15 protein-coding genes and 1 pseudogene are annotated in these 15,388 nt (G+C 55.6%); 11 read left to right on the plus strand and 5 right to left on the minus strand.

Features of this window, described 5'->3' with window-relative positions; genetic code table 11:
- Nucleotide 1: 1 nt before the first annotated feature.
- The 4 genes from kdpC to kdpF are packed head-to-tail and all read right to left on the minus strand — an operon-like array spanning nucleotide 2 to nucleotide 4,429.
- On the minus strand, nucleotides 2-577 hold the full coding sequence (gene kdpC, locus ACA108_06440; protein ID XEX97148.1) for a potassium-transporting ATPase subunit KdpC: 576 nt from the start codon (nucleotides 575-577) through the stop codon (nucleotides 2-4).
- A gap of 12 nt (nucleotides 578-589) precedes the next feature.
- Nucleotides 590-2,638 carry a potassium-transporting ATPase subunit KdpB gene (gene kdpB / locus ACA108_06445; GenBank protein ID XEX97149.1) on the minus strand — a complete coding sequence of 683 codons (2,049 nt, stop codon included), beginning with the start codon at nucleotides 2,636-2,638 and terminating at the stop codon, nucleotides 590-592.
- A 13-nt stretch (nucleotides 2,639-2,651) separates the two neighbouring features.
- Nucleotides 2,652-4,340 carry a potassium-transporting ATPase subunit KdpA gene (kdpA, locus tag ACA108_06450; GenBank protein XEX97150.1) on the minus strand — a complete coding sequence of 563 codons (1,689 nt, stop codon included), beginning with the start codon at nucleotides 4,338-4,340 and terminating at the stop codon, nucleotides 2,652-2,654.
- Complete coding sequence (gene kdpF, locus ACA108_06455; GenBank protein ID XEX97151.1) at nucleotides 4,340-4,429, minus strand: K(+)-transporting ATPase subunit F; 90 nt, start codon at nucleotides 4,427-4,429, stop codon at nucleotides 4,340-4,342. The genes kdpA and kdpF overlap by 1 nt, the downstream gene beginning before the upstream one ends.
- Nucleotides 4,430-4,739: 310 nt before the next feature.
- Between kdpF and ACA108_06460 the strand changes: the two genes are divergently transcribed.
- The 7 genes and pseudogenes from ACA108_06460 (at nucleotide 4,740) to nei (ending at nucleotide 9,922) form a co-directional block, all read left to right on the plus strand.
- Entirely contained in the window at nucleotides 4,740-4,946 is a 207-nt protein-coding gene (locus ACA108_06460) for a YbfA family protein (GenBank protein ID XEX97152.1), read from the plus strand.
- Between the two features lie 279 nt (nucleotides 4,947-5,225).
- A pseudogene (locus ACA108_06465) lies at nucleotides 5,226-5,327 on the plus strand (DUF1722 domain-containing protein).
- A 13-nt stretch (nucleotides 5,328-5,340) separates the two neighbouring features.
- Nucleotides 5,341-6,777 (plus strand): deoxyribodipyrimidine photo-lyase, encoded by a 1,437-nt coding sequence (phrB, locus tag ACA108_06470; protein XEX97153.1) that lies wholly within the window; start codon nucleotides 5,341-5,343, stop codon nucleotides 6,775-6,777.
- Nucleotides 6,767-7,510 (plus strand): type 2 GTP cyclohydrolase I, encoded by a 744-nt coding sequence (locus ACA108_06475; GenBank protein XEX97154.1) that lies wholly within the window; start codon nucleotides 6,767-6,769, stop codon nucleotides 7,508-7,510. The genes phrB and ACA108_06475 overlap by 11 nt, the downstream gene beginning before the upstream one ends.
- A 20-nt stretch (nucleotides 7,511-7,530) precedes the next feature.
- Nucleotides 7,531-8,187 (plus strand): 5-oxoprolinase subunit PxpB, encoded by a 657-nt coding sequence (gene pxpB, locus ACA108_06480; protein ID XEX97155.1) that lies wholly within the window; start codon nucleotides 7,531-7,533, stop codon nucleotides 8,185-8,187.
- Nucleotides 8,181-9,113, plus strand: a complete 933-nt coding sequence (gene pxpC, locus ACA108_06485; GenBank protein ID XEX97156.1) for a 5-oxoprolinase subunit PxpC — start codon at nucleotides 8,181-8,183, stop codon at nucleotides 9,111-9,113. The genes pxpB and pxpC overlap by 7 nt, the downstream gene beginning before the upstream one ends.
- 17 nt (nucleotides 9,114-9,130) lie before the next feature.
- A complete protein-coding gene (gene nei, locus ACA108_06490; protein ID XEX97157.1) occupies nucleotides 9,131-9,922 on the plus strand; it encodes an endonuclease VIII in 792 nt (263 codons plus the stop codon).
- A 47-nt stretch (nucleotides 9,923-9,969) separates the two neighbouring features.
- On the opposite strand, the gene gltA is transcribed toward nei, so the two are convergent.
- Nucleotides 9,970-11,256, minus strand: a complete 1,287-nt coding sequence (gene gltA, locus ACA108_06495; protein ID XEX97158.1) for a citrate synthase — start codon at nucleotides 11,254-11,256, stop codon at nucleotides 9,970-9,972.
- Nucleotides 11,257-11,898: 642 nt separating this feature from the next.
- On the opposite strand from gltA, the gene sdhC reads away from it, so the two are divergent.
- Genes sdhC through ACA108_06515 form a run of 4 tightly spaced genes read left to right on the plus strand, consistent with a single transcriptional unit; the run spans nucleotide 11,899 to nucleotide 15,142 of the window.
- Nucleotides 11,899-12,303, plus strand: a complete 405-nt coding sequence (sdhC, locus tag ACA108_06500; GenBank protein ID XEX97159.1) for a succinate dehydrogenase cytochrome b556 subunit — start codon at nucleotides 11,899-11,901, stop codon at nucleotides 12,301-12,303.
- A complete protein-coding gene (gene sdhD, locus ACA108_06505) occupies nucleotides 12,297-12,644 on the plus strand; it encodes a succinate dehydrogenase membrane anchor subunit (protein ID XEX97160.1) in 348 nt (115 codons plus the stop codon). Before sdhC ends, sdhD begins: the two co-directional genes overlap by 7 nt.
- A complete protein-coding gene (gene sdhA / locus ACA108_06510; protein XEX97161.1) occupies nucleotides 12,644-14,410 on the plus strand; it encodes a succinate dehydrogenase flavoprotein subunit in 1,767 nt (588 codons plus the stop codon). The genes sdhD and sdhA overlap by 1 nt, the downstream gene beginning before the upstream one ends.
- A gap of 15 nt (nucleotides 14,411-14,425) precedes the next feature.
- Complete coding sequence (locus tag ACA108_06515; protein ID XEX97162.1) at nucleotides 14,426-15,142, plus strand: succinate dehydrogenase iron-sulfur subunit; 717 nt, start codon at nucleotides 14,426-14,428, stop codon at nucleotides 15,140-15,142.
- The last annotated feature ends 246 nt before the right edge of the window (nucleotides 15,143-15,388 follow it).

The following is a 15,388-nucleotide window of genomic DNA, read 5'->3' on the forward strand; positions in this document are numbered from 1 at the left end:
TTTATGGTGCCTGGAGAGCGTCCAGCGCCAGGTTTAGCTGTAGCACCCCCACCACCGGCTGGCCGATAAAACTGACCAGCGGGGCGGTGGTATTTTCTTCAACCAGCCTTGTGACCTGCTCAGCCGGAAGATTTCGGGCTTTCGCCACGCGCTGGATTTGCCATGCCGCAGCCTGCGGAGAGAGCTGGCCGTCCAGACCGCTGGCGGATGACGTTACCAGCTCTACCGGCACCGCTGGATTAGCCTGCGGATTGGCGGCGCGTAACGCAGCGACGCGTCCGGCGATCTGCTTATCCAGCTCGAGATTACTGCCCGCCAGGTTGCTGCCGCCGGAGGCCATTGGATTATAAGGGCTTTCTGCGGTGGCAGAAGGACGGCCCTGAAAATATTTATCCCCGGTAAAGTTCTGCCCAATCAGGCCTGAACCGCGGACCACGCCCGTGTCGATAATCAGCGAGCCGTTTGCCTGCGCCGGGAACCACCACTGGCCCAGCAGCGTGGTCAGAAGGGGATACAGTCCGCCGGTGATGAGCGTCAATAAAAGCAATAACAGTATAGCGGGGCGAAAGATAGCCATTTGTTTTTCCTCTTAAACCAGACCGCAGGCGGTGAGCAGCAGGTCGATAACTTTGATGCCGATGAAGGGCACAACTAACCCCCCCAGGCCGTAGATCAGCAGATTGCGGCGCAGCATGGCGGCGGCGCTCAGCGGCTTGTAGCCGATACCTTTCAGGGCCAGCGGGATGAGGCAGATAATGATCAGGGCGTTGAAAATCACCGCACTCAAAATGGCGGAGGCCGGAGAGTGCAGGTGCATGATGTTCAGCGCGTTGAGCTGCGGATAGGTCGCCGCAAACGCCGCCGGGATAATGGCAAAGTACTTCGCCACGTCGTTGGCGATGCTAAAAGTGGTGAGCGAGCCTCGTGTCATCAGCATCTGTTTGCCGATGTGCACGACCTCAATAAGCTTGGTGGGGTTGGAGTCCAGATCCACCATGTTGCCCGCCTCTTTTGCGGCCTGGGTTCCGGAGTTCATTGCAACCGCCACGTCAGCCTGCGCCAGCGCTGGCGCATCGTTGGTGCCGTCGCCGGTCATTGCCACCAGGCGGCCTTCGCCCTGGTACTGACGGATCAGCGCCAGCTTGGCTTCCGGCGTCGCTTCTGCCAGAAAGTCATCCACGCCCGCTTCGGCTGCAATGGCGGCGGCGGTCAGCCGGTTGTCACCGGTGATCATCACCGTTTTGATCCCCATCTGACGCAGCTGTGCAAAACGTTCTTTAATACCGCCTTTAACGATATCTTTCAGGGCTATAACGCCCATTACGTTCGCACCTTCAGCGACAACAAGCGGTGTCCCGCCCACGCGGGCTACGTCTTCCACCAGCTTATCAACCAGCGGCGGGAAGTGGCCGCCATTGGCCTCGACATGGCGGCGGATCGCGTCAACCGAACCCTTACGGATCATTCGATCCTGAATATTGATGCCGCTCATCCGGGTTTGCGCCGTAAAGGGGACGAACGCCGCGTGAAGGTTCTGTACGTCGCGCTCGCGCAGGTTAAAGCGCTGCTTCGCCAGAATTACGATGCTGCGGCCTTCCGGCGTTTCATCGGCCAGAGAGGAGAGCTGTGCCACATCGGCCAGCGCCTGTTCCTCCACGCCAGGGGAGGGGAGGAAATCAGTCGCCTGTCGGTTGCCCAGCGTAATCGTCCCCGTTTTGTCCAGCAGCAGAACGTCCACATCGCCTGCTGCTTCCACGGCGCGTCCGCTGGTGGCGATAACATTCGCGCCGAGCATGCGGCTCATCCCCGCCACGCCAATGGCGGAAAGCAGGCCGCCGATGGTTGTTGGGATCAGGCAAACCAGCAGCGCTACCAGCACGGTGGCGCTCACCGCCGTCCCGCCGTACTGCGAGAAAGGATAAAGCGTTGCGGTTGCCAGCAGGAAGACGATAGTCAGCGCGACCAGCAGAATCGTCAGTGCGATTTCGTTTGGCGTTTTCCGGCGCTGGGCGCTTTCTACCATCGCAATCATGCGGTCGAGGAAGGTTTCGCCCGGGTTAACGCTGCACTGAATAACCAGCCAGTCAGACAGAATGCGCGTACCGCCCGTGACCGAGGCGAAGTCACCGCCGGATTCACGAATCACGGGAGCGGACTCGCCGGTAATCGCGCTTTCATCCACCGACGCGCCGCCTTCCAGCACTTCGCCGTCGCAGGGGATAATATCGCCCGCTTCGACCAGCACGATATCGCCTTTGCGCAGGTCGGCGGCCGGAACGCGGTCCATCTGGGCGTCATGCTTAGGCGCACGAAGTTTACGTGCCCAGCTCTCTTTTTTGACCCCCTTCAGGCTGTTGGCCTGGGCTTTACTGCGCCCCTCGGCCAGCGCTTCGGCAAAGTTTGCGAACAGCACGGTAAACCACAGCCAAAGGCTGATAGCTGCGGTAAAAAGTGCATTGCCCGGCAGTGAACCCGCATACATTGCGATGGCCAGCGCGGTGGTGATAACGCTGCCAATCCAGACGATAAACATCACTGGATTGCGCCACTGGGTGGCCGGGGAGAGCTTTTTGAAAGAATCAATCAGCGCCTGACGAATAAGCGCAGGTTCAAACAGCGCCTGTTGCTTGCGACTCATGGAAGCCTCTTAATCACAAATGCACTAAAGAAAGGTGTTCCGCGACCGGGCCTAAGGCGAGGGCGGGAATAAAGGTCAGCGCGCCAACCAGCAGCACGGTGCCAATCAGTAAACCGATAAACAGCGGGCCGTGCGTGGGCAGCGTGCCGACGCCTGCGGACTGGGCTTTTTTCGTCACCAGCGTGCCGGCAATAGCCATCACCGGAACGATCACCGCAAAACGCCCAAACCACATGCAGACGGCCAGCAATACGTTCCAGAACGGGGTGTTTGCGCTCAGGCCTGCAAAGGCGCTGCCGTTGTTGTTGGCGGCGGACGAGACGGCATAAAGCACTTCGCTGAAGCCGTGAATGCCGGGATTCAGCATGCCCGCACGTCCCGCATCGGTCATCATCGCTAAGGCCGTGCCGAGCAGCACCAGGGCAGGGGTGACCAGAATGGCCAGCGCGGTCATTTTCATCTCCGCAACGTCGATTTTTTTACCGAGATACTCAGGCGTGCGCCCAATCATCAAACCGGCAATAAAGACCGTCAGCAGAACGAACAGCAACATGCCGTACAGGCCAGAACCCACGCCGCCGAACACCACTTCGCCAATCTGCATCAGCCACATGGGGATCATGCCGCCGAGTGCGGTGAAGGAGTCATGCATGGCGTTGACCGCTCCGCAGGAAGCGGCGGTAGTAATCACCGAGAACAGGCTGCTGACCAGAACGCCGAAGCGGCTCTCTTTGCCTTCCATATTGAAGTTGCTGTTTGCGCCCAGCGCGGTGAAGTGCGGATTGCCGCTGGTTTCCGCCCACATCACGACGGCAACGCAGATAACAAAGATGATCCCCATCGCCCACAAAATAGCGCGACCCTGGCGCTTATCCCCCACGGCCTCACCAAACGCGAAGCACAGGGCGGTCGGGATCAGGAAGATCGCCAGCATCTGCACAAAGTTGGTCAGCGCGGTCGGGTTTTCAAACGGGTGGGAGGAGTTGGCGTTAAAGAAGCCGCCGCCGTTGGTGCCGAGCATTTTGATCGCTTCCTGAGAGGCGACCGGCCCCATTGGCAGAACCTGGTGCACGCCTTCAACGGTGGTAAAGGGCAGCCAGGCCGACAGATTTTGCAGCGTCCCCTGGCTGATGAAGAACAGAGCAATGAGTAACGAGATCGGCAGCAGGACATAAAGAGTGATGCGTGTTAAGTCGACCCAGGCGTTACCCAGCGTTGTCATTGAATGGCGGGCAAAAGCTCGGATCAGGGCAAAAACCACCGCGATGCCGGTGGCGGCAGACAGGAAGTTCTGTACCGTCAGCCCGACCATCTGGCTGAAGTAGCTCAGCGTCGTTTCACCGCTGTAGGATTGCCAGTTGGTATTAGAGACAAAGCTCACGGCGGTGTTCAGCGCCAGGTGCCAGGAGAGGCCCGGCAGCCGCTGAGGGTTAAGCGGTAAATGCCCCTGCATCAGAAGAATAGCGAACAGGAGCACGGCCCCGAAGGCATTGAACGCGAGAATAGCCAGCAAGTAGCGTTTCCAGCCCATCTCTTCGGTATTGCTTTTGCCCAGCGCTCCCCACAGGAGGGGTTCTATCCGCCCGGCAAAGGGTATTGGCCCCCCTTCGATCAGGCGCGCCAGCAGCGTCCCCAGCGGTTTGGCCAGAATAAAAAGGATCAGTAAATAACTGGCGATCAGTAAAAATCCCGAGGCGGCCATCAGAACGCCTCCGCATTAATCAGGGCGTAAATCAGGTAGCCCAACAGTACAAACACCAGCACCACGCCAGCAATCAGTCCTGCACTCACAATCCACCTCCAGAGGTGTTAACGATGTGCAGGCAGAGTAAGAATTCGGGTGCAAAGATGTCGTAAAAGTCACGGGGCAGGGTGTAAAAAAAGTATAAAAATGGCAAAGACCATAATTTAACTAATGATTAGTATTTATTTAACTATTGCGTAACTAAATTACGGGCTAAATGTAAATTTCAGCTAAACGATGCAAATTTAGTGGTCGGATGAGTAGTAAACTTTCAGGCAATGCGATACTATTTTAGCCAGATAACAAGTTCTGAATTCCCGACTTAAGCTGTCGGTCACAAAATAAAGGGAGAAGCCTATGTCTTTATATAAAGAATATCCTGCGCATCAGGTCATCCTGCGTCGCACCTTCGCGGTTGTGGTCGGCGTACTGGCCCTGCCGGTCATGCTGTTCTGGAAAGATCGCGCGCGTTTTTACAGCTATCTGCACCGCGTCTGGTCTAAAACCAGCGATAAGCCGGTATGGATGGCCCAGGCCGAAGCCGCCTCTGGCGATTTCTACTGAGTGCTGAAGACATAAAAAAACCGCCGTGAAGGCGGTTTTTTTATGTCGGTTGGATTCGCGGTCCTCGCGACCTTTGCTGCATTACGCAGGCGCTGTCAAGCAGAGTGATTTTCATACTCTTTGAGTGGGCTGTCAAATAACTGCTTTTTAAAGTTTCGTGACGAAGGGTCACTATTGTTTCCGCCTTTGTTGCCGCCAGAAGGCTACCTTTCGGGGTAGCCTTTTTTGTTATGGCGACTTGCTACACTTACTGATTGAAGGTGAGGGCACCTGCGCAAGCTGTTAAAACATTCTCTGCCAGAATATCCTGATAACTATCTGGCGGAACAACGCTATTTTGAACCGTATCCGGAAGCACTGCATCTGCGCTACGGCAATTAATTCAGGGAGTTGTATGACCACCCATCTGGTCTGGTTTCGCAATGATTTACGTATTACGGATAACCTTGCGCTGGCGGCGGCATGTCGCGATCCTGATGCAAGAGTGATTGGTTTGTTTGTCGCCACGCCGCAGCAGTGGCGACAGCACGGCATGTCCCCGCGGCAGGCTGAATTTATCTGGCTTCATCTTGCTGCACTTCAGCGTTCGCTGGCTGAGCGGGGCATAGCCCTGCATGTTAAGGAAGTGGATGATTTCGCCGCCTCCATCGACTGCGTTAAACAGTTTTGCGACGATGTGAGCGTCGACGCGCTGTTTTACAACTATCAGTACGAGCTAAACGAGCGGGAGCGCGATGCTTCGGTTGAAAAAATTCTCGGGCGTGAAGTTATCTGCCAGGGTTTTGACGACAGCGTGCTTCTGGCGCCGGGCAGCGTGACCACCGGCAATCATGAAATGTACAAAGTGTTCACGCCGTTCAGTAAGGCATTTATCCGTCGGCTCCACGAAGGACTTCCTGAATGTGTTACCGCGCCGCAATCGCGCGGTGAACCATTGTCGGTTTCAAATCTCACGCCTTTTAATTACCCACGCGAAACAGTCGACGCTGCTTTATTCCCGACAGGAGAAAAAGCGGCCATTTCCCAGCTACGAAAATTTAGCCAGACCCCGGTCGCAGAGTATCCTGAAAAGCGTGATTTTCCCGCAGTAGAGGGCACCAGCAGATTGTCGCCCTATCTTGCAGCTGGCATTATTTCTCCTCGGCAGTGCCTGCATCGCCTGCTGAAAGAGCACCCCCAGGCGCTTGATGGTGGGGCAGGGGCTACGTGGCTCAACGAACTTATCTGGCGTGAGTTCTACCGGCACCTGCTGGTAGCCTGGCCGAAGCTCTGCCGCTTTCAGCCGTTTATCCCATGGGCGGATGGCGTGCGCTGGGCTCAGGACAGGCAGAGGCTGACCGACTGGCAGCAGGGAAAAACAGGCTTCCCGATAGTGGATGCAGCAATGCGTCAGCTGAATACTACGGGCTGGATGCATAACCGCCTGCGTATGGTTGTCGCCAGCTTCCTGGTTAAGGATCTGCTTGTCGACTGGCGGGAAGGCGAGCGCTATTTCATGTCGCAGCTGATTGATGGCGATCTCGCCGCCAACAACGGCGGCTGGCAGTGGGCCGCCTCGACGGGCACCGATGCAGCACCGTATTTTCGCATTTTCAACCCAACAACCCAGGGGGAACGCTTCGATGCCACAGGCGAATTCATTCGCCGTTGGCTGCCGGAGCTTGCGAAGGTCCCGGATAAGTTTATCCATACCCCATGGGTTTTCGCGGATAAACAGCAACATACGCTGGACTATCCGCGTCCGATTGTTGACCATAAGCAGGCACGAATCGCGACCCTTGCCGCCTATGAGGCGGCCCGAAAACCGGAAGATAAACAAGATGAAAAATAGCGAACTTGAACGCCTGATTAACGAAAAGCTTAACAGCGCGGCCTTCAGCGACTATGCGCCAAACGGCCTGCAGGTTGAGGGGCGCGAAGAGATCCGCAAAATTGTGACCGGCGTAACGGCAAGCCAGGCGTTGTTAGATGAGGCCGTCCGTCAGAGTGCGGATGCGGTGGTTGTGCATCATGGCTATTTCTGGAAGGGGGAATCCCCGGTGATTCGCGGCATGAAGCGCAATCGTCTGAAAACGCTGCTTGCTAATGACATCAATCTGTATGGCTGGCATTTGCCGCTGGACGCCCATCCGCAGCTGGGGAATAACGCGCAGCTGGGTTCACTTTTGGGCATTGAAACCAAAGGTGAAATTGAGCCGCTTGTGCCGTGGGGTGAGTTTCCCTCTTCGCTGACGGGTGTTGAGCTGGCTTCCTGGATAGAGCTTCGTCTTGGCCGCACGCCGTTGTGGTGTGGCGATACCGGTCCGGAACACATTCGCCGCGTAGCCTGGTGCACCGGTGGCGGACAAAGCTTCATAGACAGCGCCGCTCGTTTCGGCGTGGATGCTTTTATTACCGGCGAGGTTTCCGAGCAAACCATCCATTCCGCACGTGAGCAGGGCCTGCATTTCTTTGCGGCGGGCCATCACGCCACTGAACGCGGCGGCATTCAGGCGCTGAGCGACTGGTTAAACAGCGAAACGGATCTGGACGTCACCTTTATTGATATTCCGAACCCGGCATAAGACGGTATTCAGGAGGATAAGTGCAAAGAGCTCGGTGTTATTTATTAGGTGAAAGTGCGGTTGTTCTGGAGCTGGAGCCGCCGGTTTCCCTTGAAAGTCAGCAGCGCATCTGGGGGTTGACCCGCAGGCTCGAAGAGTCGGATGCGATACGGGAAGTTATCCCAGGGATGAATAACATCACGGTGATCCTGCGCGATCCGCAAAGCCTTGCCATCGACGGCATAGAACGGATCCAGCGCTGGTGGGAAGAGAGTGAAGCGATAATCCCGGAATCGCGCCGGGTCGACATCCCGGTAATATATGGCGGGGATTTTGGGCCGGATCTTAGCGTGGTTGCGGAGCATAACGACCTGACGATTAGTCAGGTGGTCGAGCAGCACGCCAGCGCGGAATACATCGTCTATTTTCTTGGATTCCAGCCTGGCTTTGCCTATCTTGGCGGGCTTGCGCCAGCGTTGTATACCCCACGTCGCGCCGAGCCTCGTCTGCTGGTGCCTGCCGGCTCGGTCGGCATCGGCGGCGGTCAGACGGGGATTTATCCGCTGGCAACGCCAGGCGGCTGGCAGATTATCGGCCAGACGTCAGTGAAATTATTTAACCCGACAACTGAACCACCAACGCTGTTAGCGCCGGGCGATACCGTGCGTTTTGTTCCCCAGAAGGAGGGCGTGTGCTAAAAATTATTCGTGCCGGGATGCACACCACCGTGCAGGACAGCGGGCGTTTTGGCTATCGCCAGCTCGGCGTCAGCCGCTGCGGTGCGCTGGATGGCCCCGCGCTGCGTATTGCTAATTTACTGGTTGGCAACGAACCGGGCAGCGCCGCGCTGGAAATCACCCTCGGGCAGTTTGCGGTGGAATTCACCGAAGACGGCTGGTTTGCGTTAACCGGCGCGGGCTGCCACGCCGAGCTGGATGGCAAAGCCGTATGGACCGGCTGGCGTCTGCCGGTAAAAGCCGGGCAGCAGCTGCATCTGAAATCCCCGGAGCGTGGTATGCGCAGCTATCTGGCGGTAGCGGGCGGGCTGAATGTACCTTTGCTGATGGGCTCGGCAAGCACGGATTTGAAAGCGCAGGTGGGGGGATTTGAGGGGCGTTTGCTGAAGGATGGCGATGTTATTCCCGCTCATCCTTCAAAGCGCCATTTTCGCGAGGCTCGCGGGATTAAACAGCTGCAGTGGGGCAACCGCATACGTGCGCTCCCTGGGCCGGAATACCATGAGTTCAGCCAGACGGCGCAGGACAGTTTCTGGCGCCTTCCCTGGCAGCTAAGCCCGCAGAGTAACCGCATGGGTTACCGCTTCATGGGGCAGAGGCTGGAGCGAAACACCGACCGGGAGCTGTTATCCCACGGGCTTTTGCCGGGCGTGGTGCAAGTCCCTCACAACGGCCAGCCAATCGTGTTACTCAACGATGCCCAGACCACCGGCGGCTACCCGCGCATTGCCTGCGTTATCGAGGCCGATATGTTCCACCTGGCGCAAATCCGCCTGGGCGAACCTATCCATTTTGTGCAGTGCACGATTGAAGAGGCGCTGAAGGCGCGGCGCGACGAGCTGCTCTATCTCGAGCAGCTGGCTTGGCGGCTTAACGACGGCGATTAACTCATCAAGGAGACGGCATGCCGGAAGGCCCGGAAATAAGACGTGCGGCGGATGCGCTTGAGGCCGCCGTCCTCAATAAACCTCTTACCGACGTCTGGTTTGCTTTTCCCACGTTAAAAGCGTTCGAGCACCAGCTGATTGGCGAAAAAATCGAGCGTATCGACACGCGAGGCAAAGCGCTGCTAACACGCTTTTCAAATGGTAAAACGCTTTATAGCCATAACCAGTTATATGGTGTATGGCGCGTCGTCAGCGCGGATGAAACTCCGAAAACCACTCGTGTTCTGCGCGTTAAATTGCAGACGGCGGACAAGGCGATTTTGCTCTACAGCGCGTCTGAAATCCTTATGCTGGATGATGATGAACTGGCAAAGCACCCGTTTTTACTGCGCGTGGGGCCGGACGTGCTGGATCTGACGCTGACGATGGAGGAAGTTAAAAAACGGCTGCTGTCGACGAGATTTCGCAGGCGGCAGTTCAGCGGCCTGCTGCTCGATCAGGCATTTCTTGCGGGGCTGGGAAACTACCTGCGCGTGGAAATACTCTGGCATGCCGGGCTGAGTGCGAGCCATCGGGCACAGGATTTAACCCCGGAGCAGCTGGAAAGGCTGGCCAAAGCGCTGCTGGATATACCGCGTCTCTCGTACAACACGCGGGGCAATGTGGATGTAAACAAGCATCATGGCTCAATTTTCAGCTTTAAGGTTTTTCATCGGGCCGGGGAATTGTGCGAGCGTTGCGGCGGGGTGATAGACAGAACTATGCTTTCGTCCCGGCCTTTTTACTGGTGTCCGCACTGTCAGAAATAGCCATAAAAAAACGCGCCCTTGAGCGCGTTTTCCTTATCTGCGAGACGTTAGTTTTTCAAATCAGATTTGAAATCACGCTTGTCGTAGCCGGTATAAAGCTGGCGAGGACGGGCAATTTTGATCCCGTCGTCGTGCATTTCGTTCCAGTGTGCAATCCAGCCAACGGTACGTGCCATGGCGAAGATAACGGTAAACATAGAAGACGGAATGCCCATCGCTTTCAGGATGATGCCGGAGTAGAAGTCCACGTTCGGATAGAGTTTCTTCTCGATGAAGTACGGGTCGTTCAACGCAATGTGCTCAAGCTCCATCGCCACTTCCAGCAGGCTGTTATCTTTCAGATTCAGCTCTTTCAGCACTTCATGGCAGGTTTCACGCATTACGGTGGCACGCGGGTCGTAGTTTTTGTAGACACGGTGACCAAAGCCCATCAGGCGGAAAGAGTCGTTCTTGTCTTTCGCGCGGCGGATGAATTCCGGAATGTGCTCAACGCTGCTGATCTCTTCAAGCATTTTCAGCGCGGCTTCGTTAGCGCCACCGTGCGCAGGTCCCCACAGGGAGGCGATACCGGCGGCGATACAGGCGAACGGGTTAGCGCCGCTTGAGCCTGCGGTACGCACGGTAGAGGTGGAGGCGTTTTGCTCGTGGTCGGCGTGCAGGATCAGAATACGGTCCATTGCGCGTTCCAGAATTGGGTTAACCACGTACTCTTCGCACGGCGTGGAGAACATCATATTCAGGAAGTTGCCGGCGTAGGAGAGGTCGTTACGCGGGTAAACAAACGGCTGACCGATAGAGTACTTGTAGCACATCGCTGCCATGGTCGGCATTTTGGACAGCAGGCGGAACGCGGCAATCTCGCGGTGGCGCGGGTTATTCACGTCCATTGAGTCATGGTAGAACGCCGCCAGCGCGCCGGTCACGCCACACATTACCGCCATCGGGTGGGAGTCGCGACGGAAGCCGTGGAACAAACGGGTAATTTGTTCGTGGATCATGGTGTGACGGGTAACGGTGGTTTTGAACTCTTCGTATTGTTCCTGGGTCGGCTTTTCGCCGTTCAGCAGGATGTAGCAGACTTCAAGATAGTTGGAGTGGGTTGCCAGCTGGTCGATCGGGAAACCACGATGGAGCAGGATGCCTTCATCACCGTCGATAAAGGTGATTTTAGATTCACATGATGCGGTGGAGGTAAAACCTGGGTCAAAAGTAAACACACCTTTAGAACCAAGACTACGGATATCAATTACATCCTGACCGAGCGTGCCCTGTAGCACATCCAGTTCGATAGCATCTTCACCGGTGCTGGTGAGGGTTGCTTTTTTGTCAGCCATTTACGGTCTCCTTAGCGCCTATTTTATAAGACTGCCGGGGGCCTGATTTGCATTCAAACTTACTGTGGTCGTTACCCGTTTTTTTAGTTGGCTCGCAGCTCTGCTTTAGAGGAGTACTACCAGGGTACAGAGCGATGGGCGCTTGCAGGTAACTTAGCCACGCAGGCGAAAAACAACAAATCAGGATGTTAGCAGTCCGTATCAGTCAAACCTGTTTACCACTATTAACTGTCCTGAATACTTGGGTCAATACCGACACACTGTTACATAACTTATTCACAAGTGTAAGGCTGACCCTATAACTTTTGCGAATTATACGGCTTTTCCGGCTTTGTTTGTAACAAGAATGTTTAACTTTTGTCAAATCAGATAATTAAATTTTAAAACAATGTTGTTATCGTGATGCATGTCACTGTTCCGAGCAAAACCCTTCAAACAATATGTAGGTTAATTGTAATGATTTTGTGAAGAGCCTATACTGCCGCCAGGTCTCCGGAATACCCTGCCACCGGGCGCCACCCAGCGTTGTAGCCAGCATTTTGGCATCTGGACGTAGCTGTTTTTGCATGACGCACAGTTATAGAAAGTTCGCGCTGTCTGACCCCGCTTGCAGACCCGGAGGAAGGAAACAATAAGAACAGCATGTGGGCGCTATTCATGATAAAAAATTCGAAAAAACAAAGACCTGTAAATCTGGATCTCTCAACGATCCGATTTCCCGTGACTGCAATCGCTTCCATCCTCCATCGTGCATCCGGCGTGATCACTTTTGTGGCTGTCGGCATCCTGCTTTGGTTACTCGGTCTGTCACTCTCCTCCCCGGAAGGCTTCCTCGTTGCGTCATCTATGATGAGCGGCTTCTTCGTTAAATTCATTATGTGGGGCATTCTGACCGCTCTCGCCTATCACGTTGTCGGCGGTATTCGCCACATGCTGATGGACGTGGGCTATCTGGAAGAAACCTTCTTAGCGGGCAAACGATCCGCAATGATTTCCTTTGTAATAACTGTCGTGCTTTCAATTCTCGCAGGAGTCCTCGTATGGTAAGCAATGCCTCTGCATTAGGTCGCAATGGCGTGCATGACTTTTTGCTGGTTCGTGCCACCGCCATCGTTATCACCCTGTACATCATCTATATGATCGGGTTCTTCGCCTTCACCGGCGAGTTAACCTACGAGGTCTGGCGTGGTTTCTTCGCCTCCGCCTTCACCAAAGTCTTCACCCTGCTGACGCTGTTCTCTATTTTGATCCATGCCTGGATTGGCATGTGGCAGGTACTGACCGACTACGTTAAACCGGTAGCGATGCGTCTTGGACTGCAACTGTTGATTGTTGTCGCGCTGCTGGTGTACGTCATTTATGGATTTGTTGTGGTGTGGGGTGTGTAATGAATTTACCAGTTAGAGAGTTCGATGCAGTTGTTATCGGTGCGGGTGGTGCAGGTATGCGTGCCGCGCTGCAAATTTCTCAGTCAGGCCAGACCTGTGCCTTACTGTCCAAAGTATTCCCGACCCGTTCCCATACCGTGTCTGCGCAGGGCGGTATCACCGTAGCGCTGGGTAACACCCATGAAGACAACTGGGAATGGCATATGTACGACACGGTTAAAGGCTCCGATTACATCGGTGACCAGGACGCCATTGAATATATGTGTAAAACCGGCCCGGAAGCGATTCTGGAACTGGAACATATGGGTCTGCCGTTTTCCCGTCTTGACGATGGCACAATTTATCAGCGTCCGTTTGGCGGCCAGTCGAAAAATTTCGGCGGCGAACAGGCGGCACGTACAGCAGCAGCCGCGGACCGTACCGGTCACGCTCTGCTGCACACGCTTTATCAGCAGAACCTGAAAAATAAAACCACTATATTCTCCGAGTGGTACGCGCTGGATCTGGTTAAGAATGATGATGGCGCAGTCGTCGGCTGTACTGCGCTATGCATTGAAACCGGGGAAGTTGTCTACTTCAAAGCCAAAGCTACCGTGCTGGCAACCGGCGGTGCAGGCCGTATTTATCAGTCCACTACCAACGCCCACATTAATACCGGCGACGGTGTCGGCATGGCCCTGCGTGCAGGCGTGCCCGTGCAGGACATGGAGATGTGGCAGTTCCACCCAACCGGTATCGCCGGGGCGGGTGTTCTGGTTACCGAAGGCTGCCGCGGTGAAGGTGGCTATCTGCTGAACAAACACGGTGAACGCTTCATGGAGCGTTATGCGCCGAACGCCAAAGACCTGGCGGGTCGTGACGTGGTGGCGCGTTCCATCATGATCGAAATCCGTGAAGGCCGTGGCTGCGAAGGTCCATGGGGGCCACACGCAAAACTTAAGCTGGATCACCTTGGTAAGGAAGTGCTGGAATCTCGCCTGCCGGGTATCCTGGAACTGTCCCGCACCTTCGCACACGTCGACCCAATCAAAGAGCCAATCCCGGTTATCCCTACCTGCCACTATATGATGGGCGGTATTCCAACCAAAGTGACCGGACAGGCGCTGACCGTCAACGAACAGGGTGAAGACGTTGTCATCCCTGGTCTGTTTGCAGTGGGGGAAATCGCCTGCGTATCGGTACACGGTGCGAACCGCCTTGGCGGTAACTCGCTGCTGGACCTGGTAGTCTTTGGCCGTGCTGCAGGTCTCCATTTGCTGGAATGCATTGCCGAGCAGGGCGAACTGCGCGATGCAACGACCGAGCAAATCGACGCCGCGCTGGAACGTCTGAACCGCTGGAACGGCAACCGTGACGGTGAAGATCCGGTACAAATTCGTAAAGCCCTGCAGGAATGCATGCAGCACAACTTCTCGGTCTTCCGTGAAGGTGACGCAATGGCCAAAGGGCTTGAGCAGCTGAAGCAGATCCGCGAGCGCCTGAAAAACGCCCGTCTGGACGATACCTCCAGCGAATTCAACACCCAGCGCGTCGAATGCCTGGAGCTGGATAACCTGATGGAAACCGCCTTTGCCACCGCCGTCTCCGCTAACTTCCGCACTGAAAGCCGGGGCGCCCATAGCCGCTTCGACTACCCGGACCGTGACGATGCAAACTGGCTGTGCCACAGCCTGTACCTGCCAGAGTCGGAAAGCATGACCCGCCGTGAGGTGAACATGCAGCCGAAACTGCGTCCGGCATTCCCACCAAAAGTGCGTACTTACTAATAGCGGAGCAAAGTGATGAAACTCGAATTCTCTATTTATCGCTACAACCCGGACGTTGATGATGCTCCGCGCATGCAGGAGTACACGCTGGAAGGGGAAGAAGGGCGCGACATGATGTTGCTCGATGCGCTCATTCAGCTGAAAGAAAAAGATCCTACGCTTGCGTTTCGCCGCTCGTGCCGTGAAGGAGTTTGTGGCTCGGACGGCGTGAACATGAACGGTAAAAACGGCCTGGCCTGTATTACCCCCATCTCCGCACTGGGCAACGGCAAGCAGAAGATTGTGATCCGTCCGCTGCCGGGTTTACCCGTCGTGCGCGATCTGGTGGTAGACATGGGGCAATTCTATGCCCAATATGAGAAGATTAAGCCTTACCTGTTGAATAATGGGCAAAATCCACCGGCCCGCGAGCATTTACAGTCGCCGGAGCAGCGTGAAAAACTGGATGGTCTGTACGAGTGCATTCTTTGCGCCTGCTGCTCAACGTCCTGCCCGTCGTTCTGGTGGAACCCGGATAAGTTTATCGGACCTGCAGGTCTGCTGGCGGCATACCGCTTCCTGATTGACAGCCGCGATACCGAAACGGCAAATCGTCTGGACGGCATGAGCGACGCTTTCAGCGTATTCCGCTGCCATAGCATCATGAACTGCGTCAGTGTATGCCCTAAGGGGCTGAACCCGACGAAAGCCATCGGTCACATTAAGTCGATGCTGCTGCAAAGAAGCGCTTAGTCAGAAAAACGTTGGCGGATGGCGCGGGCTTATCCGCCCTACGAAACAGGTAGGGTGGGTAAACGATGAGCCATTCACCATTCGGCTCCCGGGAAGGGAGCCATGCAGGAAATCTTTAAAAACTGCCCTACGTAACCTCGTACAGCGACAGTTTTTAAAGGTTCCTTCGCGGGCCAAATTTCCACGGCACTGGCCCGCTGAATGTGAACCCTGGAATGTGTACCAAACGTGTACGCTATAGTTATC

This window comes from Dryocola sp. LX212 (assembly GCA_041504365.1).
Classification (GTDB): domain Bacteria; phylum Pseudomonadota; class Gammaproteobacteria; order Enterobacterales; family Enterobacteriaceae; genus Dryocola.

Coding starts and splice junctions, on each gene's coding strand:
- sdhD (XEX97160.1), top strand. CDS start 12,297: ATGGTAAGCAATGCCTCTGCATTAGGTCGCAATGGCGTGCATGACTTT.
- gltA (XEX97158.1), bottom strand. CDS start 11,256: ATGGCTGACAAAAAAGCAACCCTCACCAGCACCGGTGAAGATGCTATC.
- kdpB (XEX97149.1), bottom strand. CDS start 2,638: ATGAGTCGCAAGCAACAGGCGCTGTTTGAACCTGCGCTTATTCGTCAG.
- kdpA (XEX97150.1), bottom strand. CDS start 4,340: ATGGCCGCCTCGGGATTTTTACTGATCGCCAGTTATTTACTGATCCTT.
- ACA108_06475 (XEX97154.1), top strand. CDS start 6,767: ATGAAAAATAGCGAACTTGAACGCCTGATTAACGAAAAGCTTAACAGC.
- nei (XEX97157.1), top strand. CDS start 9,131: ATGCCGGAAGGCCCGGAAATAAGACGTGCGGCGGATGCGCTTGAGGCC.
- sdhC (XEX97159.1), top strand. CDS start 11,899: ATGTGGGCGCTATTCATGATAAAAAATTCGAAAAAACAAAGACCTGTA.
- kdpC (XEX97148.1), bottom strand. CDS start 577: ATGGCTATCTTTCGCCCCGCTATACTGTTATTGCTTTTATTGACGCTC.
- ACA108_06515 (XEX97162.1), top strand. CDS start 14,426: ATGAAACTCGAATTCTCTATTTATCGCTACAACCCGGACGTTGATGAT.
- sdhA (XEX97161.1), top strand. CDS start 12,644: ATGAATTTACCAGTTAGAGAGTTCGATGCAGTTGTTATCGGTGCGGGT.
- phrB (XEX97153.1), top strand. CDS start 5,341: ATGACCACCCATCTGGTCTGGTTTCGCAATGATTTACGTATTACGGAT.
- ACA108_06460 (XEX97152.1), top strand. CDS start 4,740: ATGTCTTTATATAAAGAATATCCTGCGCATCAGGTCATCCTGCGTCGC.